The organism is Gordonia oleivorans (assembly GCF_040044975.1).
In the GTDB taxonomy this organism is placed as follows: Bacteria; Actinomycetota; Actinomycetes; order Mycobacteriales; family Mycobacteriaceae; genus Gordonia; species Gordonia oleivorans.
Map to the genome: position 1 here is coordinate 1 of NZ_JBDZDI010000023.1, position 19,095 is coordinate 19,095.

Below are 19,095 nucleotides of genomic sequence, written 5' to 3' on the forward strand. Positions count from 1 at the left end.
GGATTCAGTCTCAGCAGAGAAGGACACCCCCCACACTCTGACTGCGACCACCGACAAGCGTGAGACGTCAACGATGTCCCGACGACACGACGTCAAGCATGTCCCGAGCCCTTACACGTCACACGTCGGCAACCCACCGGTGGCGGGTGGAGCCGTCGTGCTGGTACTCCGTCTCCAACTCTTGAAAGAACTCAGTGATGTACATGCTGGAGCGATACGGGAAGTACCGAACTTCGTCGACGTTCTGGGCATCGTCGCGTCCGAGGTTGCCCACGACGAGGTTTCCAAGAGCTTCGAGGTTGCGGCGACGGAACTTCACATGGGCATTGTTGCAAGCGACGCCGACGAATGCCCACACCTCGCGCGACCCTGCGGGCGATGCCCGATCAAGACCGAGGCGTTCGACTACCAGTTCGTCGGACCATCCGGGTAGCGTGTCGCAAGGGTCGGTTCCGAACTCGGCGGCCATGCCGTCGGCGGCAGGGAGATTGCACGCCCTGGTGGTTCTCGATCAATTTCCCACGGTGTATAGCGTGGACTTGCGGCGTTGAAGGTGTGCTGCAGGAGGATTTCCATCAGTGAGTTGAGTTGCCCGACTCCTTTGAGCCCGTGGCGTCGGTATGACTCATTCGCCTCGTAGACATCTGCGCGGCACATGTGCTGATCCGCCTCAAGCGTTCCGCGGTAGAGTGAGGGCATTCTCGAAGCCACTGACGAGCGCGAGTCAGATCTGTTGCCGGAGTGTCCTGTCTGCACGTAGCTCCTTCAAGGTGGGCGCCATTCAAGTGGCTCCTCGCCGAATCCCAGGTCAGGCAACAGGCTGTTTGATCGGATTGTGGACCACTGCTCGCGTACCAGGTTGCGCGCCGAGCTGAGATCGCCGTCGTTGGAATCCTCAGAGTAGAGCGATTCTGTCGCGAACTCGGCGGCCCCGCCGGTGTAGACCTCCCAAATCGCGACGGCTAGCGCGTGTGGAGTCACTGCTCTGAACGTGCGGCTCGTGCTAAGAATTCTCGCAATGGAGATCGTGAGATCTGGATTGGCAAGTTGAAGCCGCCGGCGGTGGTAATCGATAGGAGGCGGGCCGGTGAGCAGTTCCCGGGTCTGGTTCTCGATCTGATCCAGGGTGTCGGTCCAATCGCCGCTGCGCTTGATCCGGCGGATGAGTAGTGGTGGGTAGCGCGAGAATTCGTGAGGCAGTCCTAGCGCGAAAGCGATATGGCCCCAAGGTCTCGCGGTCCCAGACCGTGCAAGGAGCATGGAAAGGACGGCGCGATCCTTCGCAGTCGTGTAGTCGCGGAATCCCGTCCAGTGAACTTGAGGTATCGACGAGAGAGGAATGTGGTTGCCCGGGATCTCGTGGGCCGTCGGATAACGGGCACACCCACTAGCAACTCGAAACGTCAGTTGTGCCGTCGGCGATAGCTTTTCGGCGAGCGGGGTGATGGCGAGGTGGCCGATAACCGCATTCGTCCGACTACGGGGCAAATCTCGGCCGTCCCTGAGAAGCCAGGTTCCTGGAGTAAGGACGCTCTGCTCTACGGCGAGCGAATGAGCCGCATGAACGTCCTCCTCGCAGAGGATGGACTTTACCTTGAGGAGTTGCTCGAGGCACGCGGCGTCAGGGTCGCTTGCTGCTTGACAGCTCATAATGGGCTTGCCCAGCGTCAGAGCCGCGTCGAAGTATTCGCGTGTACTGAACCGCTGACCGCCAAAGCTGTTCGTCGAAGGCTCTGATGCACCGCGTGCGAGTTCGAGAATCCAAACCTGAGCTTCAACGATCTCGGGGGCAACCCTACGGAACTCGACGTCGCGCAAGTCGTGGCCGCAGTATGCGTGTCGAGTTCTTGGTGTTCGGGGGCGATTGTCGCGCTGCGGACAGGCCCAGTTGGGGTCGGTGCTATTGGGCCAACTCGTGCCCGCCCACGGCGTCTCGGCGCACCGAGGGCAGTTGGTAGGCATCAAGATCGCATGTTCGACACAGACGCGGTGTAGCGGCAGTGACCATGTCGAGTTCCAGTATCCTTGCTGAGCAAGGCATTCGGGACAGTAGGAAGGGTCGAGGGGCATCGATTCCGAAGACTTACCGTACCGTTCCCAGTGCGTGCGAAATGCGGAAACAGCCTCGGATATGAGTCCTGCCCGGAGGTATCGGGCTCGTTCGTCCGGTAGCCCCACCGTATCCACAATCAAATCACTGTGCTCAGCGATATGCGCAGAGACTCGTGTGGGGGACCAGGCACTCGTTGGAATCCCGAGTTCTCGGAGTAGCGCGCGTGCGGTGAGTCCGTAGCGGTGGCCGAAACGGCGCAGCCAACTCGGTGCGGTCTCATCGTCCCTGGGGGCGACGAGTATGGGAAGCCGCCGCGGGTTGTACCCGTCTGGTATCGCAATTGCGGAGGGTAGTTGCTCCGCGTCGGTTCTCTCACCTCTTGGGAGTGGTGAGCCGCTGAGCGGCATTGTCAACGACGACCTCCTCCAGGATGCTCGCAGTAATTTGCTCGGTGCCCGTCTTAATAGCCAGATAGGCGGCCCGATCGAGCAGGTTCGTCAGTGAACCGATGTGCCCTTGCGTTCGGCGGAAGAGTTCCTTGCCGAAATCGGATAGTGTCCCAGGCGTTTGCGCGGCGAGCATTAGGTGCAATTCGAGGGCGTTGAGAAGCGAGATCCAGGCGACGTTGCTGGCATCGGAGTCGGTGTTGAACGGCGCGACGCGTGCACGTGTGGCACGGCGGGCAGTCTGTGCGTACACGGCACCGTCATCGCCTCCCAGGCCCTCGTCGAAGAACTTCTTCTCTGTGAGGCGTACACCGACGTAAATGAACGTGACCGCCATTTCGTTGGCCAAGCCCTTCAGATGATTGCTTACTTCGCGACCGTGACGGTCTCGAAAGTCGATGAAGTGAAGGTCATCGATGACAATTATCTGAGTCTCGCAGCTCCGTACGCAGTCGACCGCGAGCGCACCCAAACCAGAAGTATTCGCACCAGCTACCCCCAGATGGCCATAGAAGGCGAGGATCTTTCTGTTCAGGCCCTTGAGGGTGATTCCAGCATCGAGCGGGATGAAGGCGACCGGAATACGCTGATCGCCTGCGGCGGTCTCGCTGCTGAGGCGGCGAATTGCAGTTCGATGGAACTGCCTTGCGTAGCGGATGGCGATGGTGGTCTTACCGAGACCTGGCGGGGCGTCGATCACGACCGATCCGCGGAGGCGGTCGCCATCGCGACGGTTGGACGCCATGACTTGATCGATGACAGCGAAGGCGTGCGTGAGTTGAGCTGTCTTGACAGTCGGGAGGTTGGCATTCCATACAAAGCGAGCTTCGTTGTAGTCTTCGCGCTCGTCGTCGCTGAGCGCTGCGATCTGTCCCTTCGTGAGGAGTTCCAGGCTCGCGCGCGGCGGCGAATGCACGAAGTCGTGCCAGCCCACTTTTGACGCCAGGTTGTAGCGATGCGGTTGATTGTTTCGAAGCCATAGTGCCCATGGGTTACTCATTCGTCGAATACCTCATAGCTCGAATCGTCTGCACCTTGGTACTTCTCAAACACATCGAGGTCATCGTCCAATCCCAACCTGGAGGGCGACGTTCTGCTCTCCTCGCGAGAAGGTCGATAACTCCTGGCAGTGATGCAATCTCGTCGTCAGGTTGGCCATCGCCAGTATCGCTTGCCGTGGAACGGGTGCTGGCCAGGCGTCGTGCGAGGGCGCGGTCGCGCTTGGATTTGGTGTTGCCTTTGGACCACTCATCGAGGAGGTTGCGGACGGCGTCCTGTGGGTCGACATGCCGGTTTTCGCGGACGGCCAGAAGCTTGGTGTAGTCGGCGGCGTCCGAGGAGAAGGGCTGGTCGAGTCCACCTGCGTGCTCCCAGACCAGAGGCGACCATTTGCCAGATGAGGGGTCGCGGAAGTACACGCGTCGAACATCGCCGCTGTCTATGTGGATTGGCCATTTTCTAGCCTTCGGACCACCGAAGTTGGACTTGCTATTCCGGTAAGGGTTGAGCGCCGCGCCATCGTATCGGCGCCCATCCACTTCTATGCCATAGTGCTGGATCGTGCGCCACTCCACATTGAGAAACTCGTACGCAAGGTCCGGTGAGGACGGGATGGTGAGTCCACCGGCGCGAGCCAGGCCGATCTCGTACATTTCGAGCGGTGATAGCTCGAGGCCGGGCGTCTCAGGGAGACACAAGCCTTCGTGTTTCGACCGGTGGTACACCCGAGCTGTCCACTCGCGAATTATCGACTCAAGCTCGGCGACGTAGTAGAACGCTTGACTCTCAATGTCTTCACCGCGGTGATAGACGTCGGGTCCCTTGTAGCCCGGCAGTTGCTGAAGCAGGCCGAGCCGAATGGTCTTGAAGAAGCGTTCGACAGTTGGCTTGTCTGACGCCTTCTTTACGATCGCAGGCTGAATCGAGATTCCGAGTCGCGCACAGGCGGATCTGACATGGTGCGAGAGGTAGATCTTGCCATGGTCAACAACGATTGACTCGGGTAGGCAGCCTGGGATGCTCGGAGTGGCATCGTCTGCGGTCGGGTCGTCGCGTTCGATTGCGATCGAACTAGGCACGCCGTGAAACGGCCACGCTCCGTCGTCGACCGGTTCTTGGGGCGTGACCGACTGGTGTAACACATTGGCCACGTCGATTGCCTTGGTTGAAATCGGGGTCAGGCGCAGACCGACAATGCAGCGTGTATAGAGGTCTTGCGCCACAGTGAGTTCGACCGGCACCCAACGCAGCGTGATCGGCTCCATCGCGAACACGTCGAGGCGCGTTGTGTCGAGTACGAAGTACTCTCCGGGGCGCGTGGCGCGCAAACGGCCATACGGGGCCTCCGGCCGGTCGGCGGCGATTCGCCGTGCCTTTCCGCTGCCAAATGAATAGCGACCCTTGGAGAGCTCGTCCAGCCAGCGGTAGGCGGTCGCATTGGATGGGGTGGGCGCCAGATCGGCGCCACACCGCTCGGTCAGCAGATTGTTGGCCTGGTCGATTACTATGTTTCTGCTGGGTGTGGATTCGCGTGTGTACCGATTGAGTACGTCGAGGCACGCCTCCCGCCAGAGTGGGTCGATCGGCGAGCGCTGCTTCCTTGCTTCGACGAGGCCGGCTGGTCCTGACTCTTGATACGCCTTCACCCAGCGTTTGACGGTGCGGTCAGACATGTTGTGTGCGAGAGCGACCGTTTCGGAGCTGCGACCGATAGAGTCGCCGCTGTTGTGATGCATCTCCAGTACTGCTTCGACGACGGCGAGCCGTGCGTTGTAAGTCTCTTGCTGTTTCTTCGTAAGATTCGAAAGCAGTTGTCCGGACGTCTCGCAGGGCCTGCGAGGTGCGTCGAGCGGCTGAGAAGACCTCACGAGGTGTGGAGTGCTCACCGCTCGTGTGCCGCGATCCGATTCGACTATCGACCGACTGTCGCTGATCTCGACTATGCGGACCACGGATCCGTCGATCCACACCCGATCGCCAACAGCAAGTCGATAAGTGTTGCTCATACGGCCTCGGCTCGATGGATCAAGGTGTTGTCGCCGAATGGCCGGGTGAGATCGGCCGTGAAGGTGCCCGTCCACAGAAGCTCGAGGACGATGTGTCGAGGCCGTGCAATCCGCTCGGCTGCGAGTGTGGCTTCAGCGTGCGCGATTGAGAGCTCCTCTGGAAATCGTTCGAGCACCGTCTGGAACAGGGCCGCGCGCGACTCGCGGCGAGCCTGAGAAGCGAATCTGATGTTGTTGATCAACGCCGAGTCCTCGCCGGTCCAAACCTCATAATCGGCGGAGAGGCGCTTGGACACCACCTTGGTCCACGTGAACACGGCCTTGACCTCGTCTTTCTGCGCGATTCGTGGATTCTTGACGTCCACGACCAAATATGACCCATCAGCCCGCGTCAGTAGGAGATCGGGACAGTGGCGTCGGCCGGTACCTCTGTCGTCGCCGGTGATCCAGAAAGGTTGCGCCGTGATCCAAACGACTTCGGGATCGAAGTCGGCAAGCAAGATGCGGTCGCGTTCGAGAAGGCTTTCGTAAACCACGTGGTCGGCTGTTGTACGGGTCCAAAAAAGACCTGGATAGTGGCGTTGGCCGGCGTGGGACGGTGGCAGGCGCACTGGCTGGGCTCGGGCCATCGAGCTGATCGAGTGATCCCTGACCTGACTGATGGTCTCGTCACCGGCTTCGGTAACGAAGCGAATCTCGGTCGCACCGATCTGATCAGGCATTTTGCTATCGTGCCGCATGACAGCCCGATGAGAACGATGACACGCCTATGACAAGCCGATGAGAAAATGACACGTTCGGTGAGAAGCTACACTCCTGTTCACCCCTGGCGAAATATCGCCGGGAACAAAGATCCCGCCACCGAGGTTGAGTCGGTCAGACTGAACTTTGGAGGTTACATGTCACAGACATACTCAGTGCCCGTTCTGTTCGTCCCTGACCTGGTCGTCCTGCCCGGCATGGTGGTGCCGATCCCGCTCGACGACGCGGCTCAGGCGACGATCGACGCGGCCCGGGCCAGTGAGTCCGGCAAACTGCTGATCGCTCCGCGCCTGGACGATCGGTACCCGACCCACGGCGTGATCGCCTCGATCGTGCAGGTGGGGCGGATCCCCGGCGGCCAAACGGCTGCCGTGGTGAAGGGCGAGAAGCGTGCACACATCGGCAGCGGCGCACCCGGTCACGGCAATGCGCTGTGGGTCGAGGTGACCGAGGTCGACGACGGTGAGGCCACCGCCGAGACCAAAGCCCTTGCCGCCGAGTACAAGAAGCTCGTCCTGGCCATGCTGCAACGCCGCGAGGCCTGGCAGATCATCGACGCGGTCAACAAGATGACCGACCCGTCCGATCTCGCCGACACCTCCGGCTACTCGTCGTGGCTCGACGACACCCAGAAGCGGCAACTGCTCGAAACCCCTGACGTCGCAGAACGACTCGGGCTGCTCATCGACTGGACCAGCGAACACATCGCCGAGACCGAGGTCTCCGACAAGATCGCCGACGACGTCCGCAACGGAATGGAGAAGCAGCAGAAGGAATTCCTGCTGCGTCAGCAACTTAACGCCATCCGCAAGGAACTCGGCGAGGACGAGCCCGACGGTGCCGACGACTACCGCGGCCGCGTCGAATCCGCCGACCTGCCCGACAACGTCCGCGAGGCGGCGTTGCGTGAGGTCGGCAAGCTCGAGCGGTCCAGCGATCAATCACCCGAAAGCGGTTGGATCAGAACGTGGTTGGACACCGTCCTGGATCTTCCATGGAACGTCACCACCACCGACTCCACCGACATCAAGGGTGCTCGCGAGATCCTCGACGCCGATCACCACGGCCTCGAGGACGTCAAGGACCGCATCGTCGAATACCTGGCCGTGCGGGCCCGGCGCGCCGAACGCGGCCTGCAGGTCGTCGGCGGACGTGGCTCCGGAGCCGTGATGGTGCTGGCCGGTCCGCCCGGCGTCGGCAAGACGTCGCTGGGGGAGTCCGTGGCCCGCGCCCTCGGCCGCAAGTTCGTGCGTGTCGCCCTCGGCGGCGTGCGCGACGAGGCCGAGATCCGCGGTCACCGGCGCACCTACGTGGGTGCCCTGCCCGGTCGTATCGTGCGTGCCATCGGCGAGGCGGGATCGATGAATCCCGTTGTGCTGCTGGACGAGATCGACAAGGTGGGTTCCGACTATCGGGGTGACCCGGCGGCGGCGCTGCTCGAGGTCCTCGACCCCGCGCAGAACCACACGTTCCGCGATCACTACCTCGATCTGGATCTGGACCTTTCCGACGTGGTGTTCCTGGCGACGGCCAACGTCGTCGAGAACATCCCGGGACCGCTGCTGGACCGGATGGAACTGGTGACCATCGACGGCTACACCGAGGACGACAAGGTGGCCATCGCCCGCGATTACCTGCTCCCGCGGCAGCGTGAGCGTGCGGCGCTGACCGATGACGAGATCTCGGTGACCGACAACGCGCTGCGCGAGATCGCGGCCAACTACACCCGCGAACCGGGTGTGCGTCAGTTCGAGCGACTGCTCGCCAAGCTGATGCGCAAGGAGGCCACAAAGATCGAAAACGGCACGGCGACAACACCTGTCACCGTCGACAAGGCAGACCTGAAGGACGATCTGGGTCGGCCACGGTTCACTCCCGAATCCGAGGAGCGCACCGCGGTTCCCGGCGTCGCAACCGGTCTGGCGGTCACCGGAATGGGCGGCGACGTGCTGTTCATCGAGGCCAACCGCACCGACGCCGGCGAGGGCAAGGGCGGGCTGCAACTGACCGGCCAACTCGGCGACGTCATGAAGGAGTCCGCGCAGATCGCACTGTCCTACGTCCGTGCCCACGCACGTGAACTCGGCATCGATCCACGCAACCTCGAGGGCACCATCCACGTGCACGTGCCCGCGGGTGCGGTCCCCAAGGACGGCCCGAGCGCCGGCATCACGATGGTGACGGCCCTCGCCTCGATGGCGACTGGCCGCAAGGTGCGCGCCGAGGTCGGCATGACCGGCGAGGTGACGTTGAACGGACGGGTCCTGCCGATCGGTGGGCTCAAGCAGAAACTGCTTGCGGCACAACGCAACGGGTTGACCCAGGTGTTCATCTCGCCACGTAACGAGGCCGATCTCGACGACGTCCCCGCCGAGATCCTCGAGGCAGTGACGGTCACGCCGATCGCCGACGTCGCCGACATCGTCGCGGCCGCGTTGGAGCCGGTTGCCGATGAGGTGACCGCGGCGGCCTGATCGATCCCGGACGATACGGGCGAAACCGGGGGAAGAATGTTCTTCCCCCGGTTTCGTGCTGTTCGGCAAGGCATTGAACCTCTCGGGGAACGACTTCACCGGCGACGGATGAACATTGCGCTGGATCGCCACAGTCCCGACGCGACGCCCGGATCCCGGCCTACAGTGGATTCGTAGCCGTTCGATGACGCTCGGTCACGCGAGGACCGACGCCCTGAGGAGGAATCCGCGATGACCACCCTGCCCGACATCACCGACGCCGAGATGCAGACGGTCCTCGAGTACGCCCAGCCCTACGTCGTGGCCGTCCTCGAAGCCGGCCCCAACTACGGCAGCGACGACGCCCCGGACCTCATCCGGGAGCACGGGCGCCGACTGCTGGCGCTGCGCAAGGCCGGTGACCTGGTGGTGGTCCTGCCGGCCCGCGACGACACCGACTTCTGCGGCGTCGGGGTCTTCGACCGCTCCGTCGAGACGGTCACCGAGATCATGACCGACGACCCGGCCGTCGCCGCCGGCGTCTTCACCTTCCACGTCCACCCGGTGCAGGGCTTCCCCGGCGACTCCCTGACGCCGGCGTCGACGTAGCGCACCCGCAGCCCCGACCGGCGTCCGGCGGACCTGGCCGGCGTCGATTCGCGCGAGTCCTCGAGGTTCCCGCGGGTGATGTCGGCTCGTGCGAGCCGTCGACGACCCGCGCGAGCCGAACAGACCTGCGCGAGCCGAGCCGACCTGCGCGAGCCGACCCGACCTGCGCGAGCCGAGCCCACCCGCGCGAGCCAACCAGACCCGCAGGAACAACCGCAGAAACCAGCCCGAACCAGCAGAAACCCCTCCACGTAGAAAGTTGAGCGAAACTCGCTCAACTTTTTTCTCGATTCCGGGAACATACTCGCACCACACCCCGTTGAACCCAACGAGAACCTGAGCCATACAGGCTCAACTCGACTTGACTGAGACCGACTCAACCAGTAGGACATGAGTCGGACGCACTGAAGTCTGGGTCTGGCGGTCAGGTTTGCCAGACCCCTGCGCGTCGAGTTCATCGAGCTCGGCGCGCGGGACCAAGACCTTGGGTGCACACCCAGAAACAGTGCACACCCATGAACTAGGAGGAATCGCAAAGATGTCTCGTGCTGTTGGAATCGACCTCGGCACCACCAACTCCGTGGTGTCGGTACTCGAAGGCGGCGAACCCGCCGTCATCGCCAACGCCGAAGGCTCGCGTACCACCCCGTCGGTCGTCGCGTTCGCGCGCAACGGCGAGGTGCTCGTCGGGCAGCCGGCCAAGAACCAGGCGGTCACCAACGTCGACCGCACCATCCGCTCCGTCAAGCGCCACATGGGCGAGGGTGACTGGAGCGTCGCCATCGACGACAAGAAGTACACCCCGCAGGAGATCAGCGCCCGTACGCTGATGAAGCTGAAGCGCGACGCGGAAGCCTACCTCGGTGAGGATGTCACCGACGCGGTCATCACCGTGCCCGCATACTTCAACGACGCACAGCGTCAGGCCACCAAGGAAGCCGGCCAGATCGCCGGCCTCAACGTCCTGCGCATCGTCAACGAGCCGACCGCCGCTGCCCTGGCCTACGGCCTGGACAAGGGTGAGAAGGAACAGACCATCCTGGTCTTCGACCTCGGTGGCGGTACCTTCGACGTCTCGCTGCTGGAGATCGGCGACGGTGTCGTCGAGGTCCGGGCCACCTCCGGTGACAACAACCTCGGTGGTGACGACTGGGATCAGCGCATCGTCGACTGGCTGGTCGAGAAGTTCAAGAGCTCCTCGGGCATCGACCTGACCAAGGACAAGATGGCCATGCAGCGTCTGCGTGAGGCTGCCGAGAAGGCCAAGATCGAACTGTCGGCCTCGCAGTCGACCTCGATCAACCTGCCCTACATCACCGTCGACGCCGACAAGAACCCGCTGTTCCTCGACGAGCAGCTCTCCCGTAGCGAGTTCCAGAAGATCACCTCGGATCTGCTCGAGCGCACCCGCGCTCCGTTCCAGGCGGTCATCAAGGACGCCGGGATCTCCGTCGGCGACATCGATCACGTTGTGCTCGTTGGTGGTTCGACCCGTATGCCGGCCGTCACCGACCTGGTGAAGGAACTGACCGGTGGACGTGAGCCCAACAAGGGTGTCAACCCCGACGAGGTCGTCGCCGTGGGTGCCGCACTGCAGGCCGGTGTGCTCCGCGGTGAGGTGAAAGACGTTCTGCTGCTTGACGTCACCCCGCTGTCCCTCGGCATCGAGACCAAGGGCGGCGTGATGCACAAGCTGATCGAGCGCAACACCACCATCCCGACCAAGCGCAGCGAGACCTACACCACGGCCGAGGACAACCAGCCGTCGGTGCAGATCCAGGTGTACCAGGGTGAGCGTGAGATCGCCTCGCACAACAAGCTGCTCGGCAGCTTCGAGCTCGGCGGCATTGCGCCTGCGCCGCAAGGTGTTCCGCAGATCGAGGTGACCTTCGACATCGACGCCAACGGCATCGTGCACGTCACCGCGAAGGACAAGGGCACCGGCAAGGAGAACTCCATCCGCATCCAGGAGGGTTCCGGCCTGAGCAAGGACGAGATCGACCGGATGATCAAGGACGCCGAGGCCCACGCCGACGAGGACCGCAAGCGTCGCGAGGAGGCCGAGACCCGTAACCAGGCCGAGTCGCTGGTCAACCACACCGAGAAGTTCCTCAAGGACAACGAGGACAAGGTGCCGGCCGAGGTCAAGGACAAGGTCAACGCCGCCATCGGCGAGGCCAACGAGGCCCTCAAGGGCAACGACATCGCGGCCATCAAGAGCGCGATCGAGAAGCTCTCGGCGGAGTCCCAGGAAATGGGTCAGGCCATCTACGCCGCATCCGCGGCCGAGGGCCAGGCCGCAGGCGCCGACGGTGGCTCCGCGACCGCCGGTGACAATGACGTCGTCGACGCCGAGGTTGTCGACGAGCCGAACTCCGGGGACACCAAGTGACCCAGAGTGGGCCCGAGGCCGGTTCGGCCGCCGGGGGCCAGACCCCCGGCGACGAGCCGATCACGGTCACCGATCGTCGGCGCATCGACCCGGAAACCGGTGAGGTGCGCCCCGAGGGTGAACCGACCCCCGACACCGGAAGCGCACCTGCTTCCGGCGAGGAGCCGGCCTTGGAAGAGGCGAAGGCCCCGGCGACCGACGAGGTCGCCGAACTCACTGCCGCCCTCCAGCGTGAACGCGCACAGTTCGCCAACTACAAGCGGCGGACCGAGGAGGAGAAGCAGGGGCGAGTCGCCTACGGCAAACAGGTGTTGATCGAGAAGCTGCTGCCGGTCCTCGACGATCTCGACCGGGCCCGCGAGCACGGCGACCTCGAGTCGGGTCCGCTGCGTGCGGTGGCCGACAAGTTGGCCGGCAGCCTGAGTTCGGAAGGACTCGTCAAGTTCGGCGAACCCGGCGACGTGTTCGATCCGGAACTGCACGAAGCCGTCCAGAACGACGGCAGTGGTGCCGAGCCGGTCCTCGGTGCGGTGTACCGCAGCGGGTACCGCCTGGGTGACAAGGTGATCCGGACCGCGATGGTCACGGTCACCGACCCGGCGCCGGCCGGCGCATCGGGCGCCCAGGACGCGCCCACTGGTGCACAATAAGCACCTACACGCTCCCCCGGTGATGCGCGGAACGCCACTGGCGAACCGCGCGTCACCGGGGGCGCACACATACTTCAACCAGACATGTTCATAACGAAGGAGGTGACGTCTGGTGGCTCCACAACGAGAATGGCTTGAACGCGACTTCTACAAGGACCTCGGCGTTGCTTCTGATGCTTCGTCTGAAGAGATCAAGAAGGCTTACCGCAAGCTCGCCCGCGAGCTGCACCCCGACGCCAATCCCGGGGACGCGCAAGCCGAAGAGCGCTTCAAGCGGGTGTCCGAAGCCCACAGCGTGCTCGCCGACGCCGACAAGCGCAAGGAATACGACGAGACGCGCGCCATGTTCGCCGGCGGCCGATTCCGCGGCGGCGGCAACGGTTTTCCCGGTGGATTCCCCGGCGGCGGCGGAACCCGGTACTCCACCGAGACCGGCGCCGACTTCAACATCGGTGACCTGTTCGGCGGTGGTGGCGGAGAGGGTGCCGGCGGATTCGGCGATCTCTTCGAGGGATTGTTCAACCGCGGCGGCTCCGGTGGCGGCGGCGGCACCCGCACGTCGACGGCGACCCGGCCGCGTCGGGGCAACGACCTCGAGACCGAGACGACGTTGTCGTTCGCGGACGCGGCATTGGGTACGACCGTCCCACTCCGGGTGACCAGCCCGGCGCCGTGCACCACCTGCCACGGCAGTGGCGCCAAGCCGGGCACCAGCCCGCGGGTCTGCCCGAACTGCAATGGTTCCGGCTTCGTCAGCCGCAATCAGGGCGCGTTCGGATTCAGCGAACCCTGTCAGGACTGCCAGGGCACCGGCTCCCGGATCGACGATCCGTGCGCCGACTGCGACGGCAGCGGCGTCAAGGTGCGTTCGCGCACCATCAACGTCCGCATCCCGTCGGGCGTCGAGGACGGCCAACGCATCCGGCTCGCCGGACAGGGTGAGGCCGGGCGCCGCGGTGCGCCGTCGGGTGACCTCTACGTCGTCGTCCACGTGACCGCCGACAAGGTCTTCACCCGCAGCGGCCACGACCTGCGTGTGCAGTTGCCGGTGAGCATCTCCGAGCTGGTGCTCGGGGCCACCGTGTCGGTGCCGACCCTCGAGGGCTCGGTGGGCGTCAAGATCCCGCCGAACACCAGTGACGGCCGCACCCTGCGTGTGCGCGGACGCGGAGTCCCCAAGCGCGCCGGTGGTTCCGGTGACCTGCTGGTGACCGTCAAGGTCGAGGTGCCCCGCAAGCTCGACGACGCCGCGGTCGAGGCGATGCACGCCTACGCCGAGGCCGAGAAGGCCAGCGGATTCGATCCACGGGCGGGCTGGGGGCGATGAGTCATGGCCGAACAGAACCGACCCGGACCTGATCCACGGGAAACCAGCGCGACCTTCATGATCTCGGTCGCCGCCGAGCTGGCCGGTATGCACGCGCAGACCCTGCGCACCTACGACCGGCTCGGACTGGTGACGCCCGAACGCACCAGTGGCGGTGGGCGTCGCTACTCGACACGCGACGTCGAGGTGCTCCGCGAGATCCAGCGCCTCTCCCAGGAGGAAGGCGTCAACCTCGCCGGCATCAAGCGGATCATCGACCTGACCAATCAGGTCGACGCACTGCAGCTACGACTGCACGAACTGCAACGCGAGGTCGAGGCGCACCGCGCCCGTCGCGGCGGTGAGCTCGTCCCCGTCCCGCGCACCAATGCGCTGGTCGTGTGGCAACCCCGTCGGCGTCGTGGCGACGACTAGGACGACCAGAGCGTAACGATCACCACCCTCACAACCGAATAACGTGCGACCCCGGTGCACCGGATCGGCCGACTTCTCACAGCGGCCTGATCTGTTGCCCACCGGGGTCGCACGTTAGTGTGTGGCGTCGAATGCCGGTTGGATGAAGGAGGCGACGGTGAGCCAGTCCCCGGATCTCAACATCACCGGGCCAGCAGTGCTCGGGGTGTCGGTGTTGGGTGAGGAGATCGCCTCGGTTGTGCTCGACGCGGCCGGTGAGATCGTCGCCAGCAACTTCGTCGACCTCGCCGACGATTCCCCGGAATCGGCGTTGACCGCCCTCACCGAGCTCGTCGATTCCGCGCCCTTCGAGATCGACCACATCGTCACCACCTGCGCACGCCCCGACGTCCGCGCCCACCTCGACTTCGCGTTACACGGTCCGGGAGCGCCGGCATGGGCCGCCGCGGTCGTCTTCGTCGACCTGCCTGCCGCGTTGGCGCAGGTGGCCGGCCGGGAGGGCGGTGGCGTCGTCGGTGTCGTCACCCTCGATCAGTCCGGTGCACTCGCCACCGGGGACACTCTCGCGCTGGTCGACGCCACCGCGGCACGCACGATCCGGACCGCGCAGGTGTCGCCTGCCGATGCGCATTCGTTGAGCGATGCCGCCGGTGCCACCGCCGCCGCGGCACTGCTGCGTCCCCTGACCGCCGATCCCAGCCCGGCGAGGTTCCTGTGCGTCGGGTCGGGTGCACAGTTGCCCGAGGTGGTCTCGGCCGTGGCCGCGGCGACCGGCCGACCCGCCGCCCCGGTCGGTGCACCGGTGTTCGCCGTCGCCCAGGGCGCCACCGCGGTGGTGCTCGCCGACACCCGGGCCATCCCCGTCGGCGCCGCTGTCGGAGGTGCCGCGGTCGGAGGTGCGGCCGTTGGTGGTGCTGCGGTCGGGCACACGGCACCCGCCTACGCCACCGACGACGCGGCGCCGACCACCGCCATCGGGTCGCACGGCCTGCGTTGGTGGGCGATCGGCGGCGCGGCAGGAGTTGCGGCACTATTGTGCCTGGCCGTGTTGGTGGCCCTGTTCACCGGCGTCGGCTCCGAGACCCCGGCGGCGGTGACGTCGACGACGACGGTCACCGGCACCACCGGCGAGATCACCGTGACCCGCGCGGGGGATCCGGTGACGCAGACCGTCGTCGACGAACAAACCGTCACCGAGACGACGACGCCGCCGACGGTCACGCGCACCACGGCGCAGACCGTCACGCAGACGCAAACGCAGACGCAGACCGAGACGCAGACGGCGACGCAGACGGTGACCGAGTCGGCGACCGCGACGGTCACCGAGAACGAGACCGTCTACGTGACCACGACCGTCATCGAGGGGCCGCCCTGATCGGCGGGTGAGCCGCTCCTCAATGCGGAGTGGGCGTCGGAAAGAGTGGACGTCGGAAGGCTGTGATCAGAACATCGGGTCGTGCTGGATGAGGCTGGCCCGCACGCCGGCGATGATCAGGCCGCGGCGGGTGTTCTCCACCATCGCCGGTGACCCGGTGATCAAGGTCTGGCGGTCCTCCCACGGGCCGGCCGCGGCGACCACGTCGACGAGCGTGCCGACGCGGTGGTCGATGCCGAGTGCGGCCGGGTTGACCGGGTGGTCCAGCCACCAGGGATTGGTCGTCTCCTCCGAGACCGCCGTGACCGTCAGCCACGGATTGGTCGAGGCGATCCGCCGCAGGACCGGCAGGTCGTAGAGTTCGCCGGGATGGCGGGCGCCGTAGAAGACGTGTGTCGGCGGGGTGTCGCCGCGGGTCGACATGTCGATCAGCAACGCGCGCAGCGGTGCGAGGCCGGTTCCGCCGGCCACCATGAGCACCTCACGGTCACGGTCGATGTGCAGGGTGCCGTGCGCCTGCCCGAACGTCCACACGTCGCCGACCTGCGTTTCCTGGACGATGGAGGTGCTGACGCTGCCGCCGGGTACCGCCCGGACGTGGAATTCGAGTTCGCCGTGCGGATTGGGCGGAATCGCCGGTGACAGACTGCGCCAGGTCTTGGGCCACTGCGGGATCTGCGTCTCCAGGTATTGCCCGGTGTTGAACGTCAGCGGCGCCTTCGACACCAGTCGTACGACGGCCAGTCCGCGGGTGATGCGGAACTTCTCGACGACCTGCGCCGTCCACGTCGCCGGGCCCGCCGCGGTCTGCGCGGCACCGCGCATCACTCCGGTCACCAGCATCATGGCCTGACCGACCGTGCGTTGTGCGTCCTCATCCCACTGGTCACGAAGCAGCGAGGCGAACTCGCCCATCAACGCCTGGTAGATCGCCTGGTAATGGTCGGGCAGGACCCCGTACTTGCGGTGGTCGCGACCGAGTTGGGCGAGGAATTCGACGAGTTCCTGCTGTCCCGTCGGCGCGGGGATCACCTCGAGGACGTGGTCGATGACGTGATAGAACGCCTGCCGCTGCAGTGACATCATCACGCCGAAGAGTTCCCGCAGATCCGGGTCGACGGCGAACAGGCGTGTGTACAGGTTCGACGTGAAGCGGTCCGGATCGCGGTTGATCAGCTCACGGAGGTGGTGCAGCACATGGCGCGAATGATTCGCCACGGTCCACCTCCCAAACGTCGTTGTTGCGCCCAGCGGTCCGACGGTTGTCCGCGTGCGGCGCCCACCCATTGTGCCTCGTGGTCGCGGACGTGACCGCGAACCCACTACTGCCGCGTGTACCGCGAACGGTGGCATGCCCGGCCGAACGGATGTGATCAACCCGTGACTATGGCAATGTCGGGGGCATGGCCACCATCGACGACCTGATCCCCGGGATCGTCGACGCGCACGTTCAACAGTGGAATCCGCGCCAGGCGCCATGGTCGGGCAACCGATTGGTACGCGGATACCGTTTTGTGCCCGGCATGGGTGACCGCGTGTTCTCCGTCGCCGTCCCGCAATCGGAACGGGAGTACCTGCTGACCCCACGATCGGTCGCGCGGGCCTACGAGCCGCGGCACTACGGTGCCGACATCGCTCCGGTGGCCGGTGCGATCGGGGTGCCGATCGAGTCGGTCGTCATCTCCGAATCGTATTGGCGTCTGCCGGAGTCCGTTGAACCCGAGGCGACGCGCAATGCCGTCGACGAGGCCCGCTATCTGATGGGTTTGCCGTTCGGTGTGGGGGTCGCGCCCACGCTCGGAGCGGTCATGGCGCGGGCCGATCCGCGTTCGGAGGGTTTCGGTGAGCGCCTCGACGCACAGATCGAGGTCTGTGATCGCATCCGCGGCATCCAGACCACCGCCACCCGCCATCCCGATCCGAAGGTGCGTTCCGGTGGTGCCGTCGACGGCGTGCTGGCATCGGCGGCCTTCCTCACCGGGATCGAGGAGGTAGCGCAACGTCGCCTCGCCGTGGAGGTGTTCGTGTACTCGCATCAGCTCTACGACGTGGTCACCCTGGCCCGCGAATTCCCGGACACCACCATCATCGTCGACCATTTCGGTTGTCCGGTCGGTGCTTTCGGACCTGTCGGGACTCGCACCGGGACCACCGCGGCCGCCCGCGCGGACATTCTGCGCCTCTGGCGTGAACGGATGACGACGCTGGCATCGGAGCGCAACGTGGTGATCAAACTGTCGGGACTGGCGCTTCCGGTGCTCGGCTACGGTCGACAGTCCATGGGTAACATCGGCACTCGGCAGACACTGGTCGAGATGGTGGGACCGCTGATGCAGCACATCGTCGCCCACTTCGGTGCCAGTCGGGTGATGTTCGGGTCCAACTTCCCGATCGACAAACCCAACGCATCCGTCGACATGCTGATCGGCGGCCTGCTCGACGTCCTCGAACCCTGGGGAGACACCGTGGTACGCAACGTCTTCCGCAACACCGCGCGGCGCGTATACCGGATCGGCGACGACTGATACCGGCGAATAGCGGATTGCCACAACATATCCCGCTGGTCCTGCCGACACTTCGCCGGTCGAGCCCGACGAGGCGCTAGCCGAGGAGGTGTCGAGACCTCCGAAGGCTGCGCTGGAAAGCGTTCAAAAGCGTTGCACCTCACCGCAACCAACCGCGACGACGCGTCGGACCCACCGGCACCGGGACGTCGCGCAACGCCCGCGTGATGATCTCGACGAACTCCCCGCACGTCTGGTAGCGGTCCGCCGGATTCTTGGCGAGCGCCTTGGCGAACACCGAGTTCAACGACGATGGGAGCCACTCGCGTCGGGCGGTGAGCTTCGGAGGTTGGTCGCGGATGTGGGCGTAGGTGATTGCGAAGGGCGTCGTGCGCGGGTACGGCGGCAACCCGGTGAACAGCTCGATCAGCGAACACGCGAAGGCATAGACGTCGGTTGCCGGTGACAGTTGTTGTGCCTGAAGTAATTCCGGTGCGGCGTAGGCGACCGAACCCTGCACCCGGCCGTTGCGGGCGAGCGGGCGGGTGTCGTCGAGGAAGCGGGCGATGCCGAAGTCGGTGAGGAGGGCGTCGGTGGTGTCGTCGGTGGTGGTGAGCAGGATGTTGGCGGGTTTGACGTCGCGGTGCAGAATGTCCTTCGAGTGGGCGTAGTCCAGCGCGGCACCGATCTGTTGGGCCACCCGCAGCACCGCCGACACCTGTGGTTGCTGGTCGTAGCGCGGGATCAGGTAGATCGCCGACGGCCCGGCCACGTACTGCATCGCCAACCACAGGGCGGTGTGCCGGGGATGCCTCTGATCGCCGAGGGCGACTTCGCCACTGGAGTCCATCGCCACGATGTTGGGGTGATGGAGCAGGGACGCGATCGCGAACTCGTGCTCGAAGCGTTCGCGGGCATGCTCGAGACCGTGAAGGTCGGTCCGCAGCACCTTCAACGCCAACGGAGTCGCCTCGTCATCTCGATGCACGCGGTAGACGTCGGCGCTGCTGCCGTGGCCGACGACCGCATCGATGGTGAACCCCGCCACCACCTCACCCGAGGTGAACATGCGCACAAGAGTAGCCAGGACCGTGCGTTTGAGAAA

Annotated in this window: 15 protein-coding genes and 1 pseudogene; 9 read left to right on the top strand and 7 right to left on the bottom strand. The window is 64.8% G+C overall.

Annotated features, from left to right (window positions below):
• A partial coding sequence (locus tag ABLE92_RS22245; RefSeq protein WP_348806973.1) for a hypothetical protein occupies nt 1–433 on the top strand: 433 nt, incomplete at its 5' end.
• A gap of 332 nt (nt 434–765) precedes the next feature.
• Here ABLE92_RS22245 and ABLE92_RS22250 read toward each other — a convergent pair.
• From ABLE92_RS22250 to ABLE92_RS22265, 5 genes and pseudogenes are all read right to left on the bottom strand, one after another.
• A complete protein-coding gene (locus ABLE92_RS22250) occupies nt 766–1,818 on the bottom strand; it encodes a hypothetical protein (RefSeq protein WP_246221959.1) in 1,053 nt (350 codons plus the stop codon).
• A gap of 159 nt (nt 1,819–1,977) precedes the next feature.
• Nucleotides 1,978–2,460, bottom strand: a pseudogene (locus tag ABLE92_RS26230) (TniQ family protein); the annotation flags it as partial.
• On the bottom strand, nt 2,426–3,499 hold the full coding sequence (locus ABLE92_RS22255; RefSeq protein ID WP_006369929.1) for an ATP-binding protein: 1,074 nt from the start codon (nt 3,497–3,499) through the stop codon (nt 2,426–2,428). The pseudogene ABLE92_RS26230 and the gene ABLE92_RS22255, both read right to left, overlap by 35 nt.
• Nucleotides 3,492–5,504 (bottom strand): TnsB C-terminal domain-containing protein, encoded by a 2,013-nt coding sequence (locus ABLE92_RS22260; protein ID WP_348806974.1) that lies wholly within the window; start codon nt 5,502–5,504, stop codon nt 3,492–3,494. Before ABLE92_RS22260 ends, ABLE92_RS22255 begins: the two co-directional genes overlap by 8 nt.
• Nucleotides 5,501–6,226 carry a TnsA-like heteromeric transposase endonuclease subunit gene (locus ABLE92_RS22265; RefSeq protein WP_006369927.1) on the bottom strand — a complete coding sequence of 242 codons (726 nt, stop codon included), beginning with the start codon at nt 6,224–6,226 and terminating at the stop codon, nt 5,501–5,503. The genes ABLE92_RS22260 and ABLE92_RS22265 overlap by 4 nt, the downstream gene beginning before the upstream one ends.
• A gap of 177 nt (nt 6,227–6,403) precedes the next feature.
• On the opposite strand from ABLE92_RS22265, the gene lon reads away from it, so the two are divergent.
• The 7 genes from lon (at nt 6,404) to ABLE92_RS22300 (ending at nt 15,486) form a co-directional block, all read left to right on the top strand.
• Nucleotides 6,404–8,740: an endopeptidase La gene (gene lon / locus ABLE92_RS22270; RefSeq protein WP_348806975.1), complete on the top strand. Its 2,337-nt coding sequence runs from the start codon at nt 6,404–6,406 to the stop codon at nt 8,738–8,740.
• A 231-nt stretch (nt 8,741–8,971) separates the two neighbouring features.
• The gene (locus ABLE92_RS22275; protein ID WP_348806976.1) at nt 8,972–9,328 is read left to right on the top strand and encodes a hypothetical protein; all 357 of its coding nucleotides are present in this window, start codon (nt 8,972–8,974) and stop codon (nt 9,326–9,328) included.
• A gap of 538 nt (nt 9,329–9,866) precedes the next feature.
• Nucleotides 9,867–11,720, top strand: a complete 1,854-nt coding sequence (gene dnaK, locus ABLE92_RS22280; protein WP_348806977.1) for a molecular chaperone DnaK — start codon at nt 9,867–9,869, stop codon at nt 11,718–11,720.
• Nucleotides 11,717–12,370: a nucleotide exchange factor GrpE gene (gene grpE, locus ABLE92_RS22285; protein WP_348806978.1), complete on the top strand. Its 654-nt coding sequence runs from the start codon at nt 11,717–11,719 to the stop codon at nt 12,368–12,370. The genes dnaK and grpE overlap by 4 nt, the downstream gene beginning before the upstream one ends.
• A gap of 112 nt (nt 12,371–12,482) precedes the next feature.
• Complete coding sequence (gene dnaJ / locus ABLE92_RS22290) at nt 12,483–13,697, top strand: molecular chaperone DnaJ (RefSeq protein ID WP_348806979.1); 1,215 nt, start codon at nt 12,483–12,485, stop codon at nt 13,695–13,697.
• A gap of 3 nt (nt 13,698–13,700) precedes the next feature.
• Nucleotides 13,701–14,111 (top strand): heat shock protein transcriptional repressor HspR, encoded by a 411-nt coding sequence (locus ABLE92_RS22295; protein WP_348806980.1) that lies wholly within the window; start codon nt 13,701–13,703, stop codon nt 14,109–14,111.
• Nucleotides 14,112–14,268: 157 nt separating this feature from the next.
• Nucleotides 14,269–15,486: a hypothetical protein gene (locus ABLE92_RS22300; RefSeq protein ID WP_348806981.1), complete on the top strand. Its 1,218-nt coding sequence runs from the start codon at nt 14,269–14,271 to the stop codon at nt 15,484–15,486.
• 66 nt (nt 15,487–15,552) lie between these two features.
• Here the strand turns inward: ABLE92_RS22300 and ABLE92_RS22305 are convergent, their stop codons facing one another.
• On the bottom strand, nt 15,553–16,704 hold the full coding sequence (locus tag ABLE92_RS22305) for an FAD-binding oxidoreductase (protein WP_348806982.1): 1,152 nt from the start codon (nt 16,702–16,704) through the stop codon (nt 15,553–15,555).
• 185 nt (nt 16,705–16,889) lie between these two features.
• On the opposite strand from ABLE92_RS22305, the gene ABLE92_RS22310 reads away from it, so the two are divergent.
• Entirely contained in the window at nt 16,890–18,011 is a 1,122-nt protein-coding gene (locus ABLE92_RS22310) for an amidohydrolase family protein (protein WP_348806983.1), read from the top strand.
• A 139-nt stretch (nt 18,012–18,150) separates the two neighbouring features.
• Here the strand turns inward: ABLE92_RS22310 and ABLE92_RS22315 are convergent, their stop codons facing one another.
• Nucleotides 18,151–19,059 (bottom strand): serine/threonine-protein kinase, encoded by a 909-nt coding sequence (locus ABLE92_RS22315; RefSeq protein WP_348806984.1) that lies wholly within the window; start codon nt 19,057–19,059, stop codon nt 18,151–18,153.
• Nucleotides 19,060–19,095: the final 36 nt, after the last annotated feature.

What these genes read in the sequence shown, in the direction of transcription:
- ABLE92_RS22260 (WP_348806974.1), bottom strand. Translation starts at nt 5,504, where the DNA reads ATGAGCAACACTTATCGACTTGCTGTTGGCGATCGGGTGTGGATCGAC.
- ABLE92_RS22315 (WP_348806984.1), bottom strand. Translation starts at nt 19,059, where the DNA reads ATGTTCACCTCGGGTGAGGTGGTGGCGGGGTTCACCATCGATGCGGTC.
- lon (WP_348806975.1), top strand. Translation starts at nt 6,404, where the DNA reads ATGTCACAGACATACTCAGTGCCCGTTCTGTTCGTCCCTGACCTGGTC.
- ABLE92_RS22295 (WP_348806980.1), top strand. Translation starts at nt 13,701, where the DNA reads ATGGCCGAACAGAACCGACCCGGACCTGATCCACGGGAAACCAGCGCG.
- ABLE92_RS22265 (WP_006369927.1), bottom strand. Translation starts at nt 6,226, where the DNA reads ATGCCTGATCAGATCGGTGCGACCGAGATTCGCTTCGTTACCGAAGCC.
- ABLE92_RS22255 (WP_006369929.1), bottom strand. Translation starts at nt 3,499, where the DNA reads ATGAGTAACCCATGGGCACTATGGCTTCGAAACAATCAACCGCATCGC.
- ABLE92_RS22310 (WP_348806983.1), top strand. Translation starts at nt 16,890, where the DNA reads ATGGCCACCATCGACGACCTGATCCCCGGGATCGTCGACGCGCACGTT.
- dnaK (WP_348806977.1), top strand. Translation starts at nt 9,867, where the DNA reads ATGTCTCGTGCTGTTGGAATCGACCTCGGCACCACCAACTCCGTGGTG.
- ABLE92_RS22275 (WP_348806976.1), top strand. Translation starts at nt 8,972, where the DNA reads ATGACCACCCTGCCCGACATCACCGACGCCGAGATGCAGACGGTCCTC.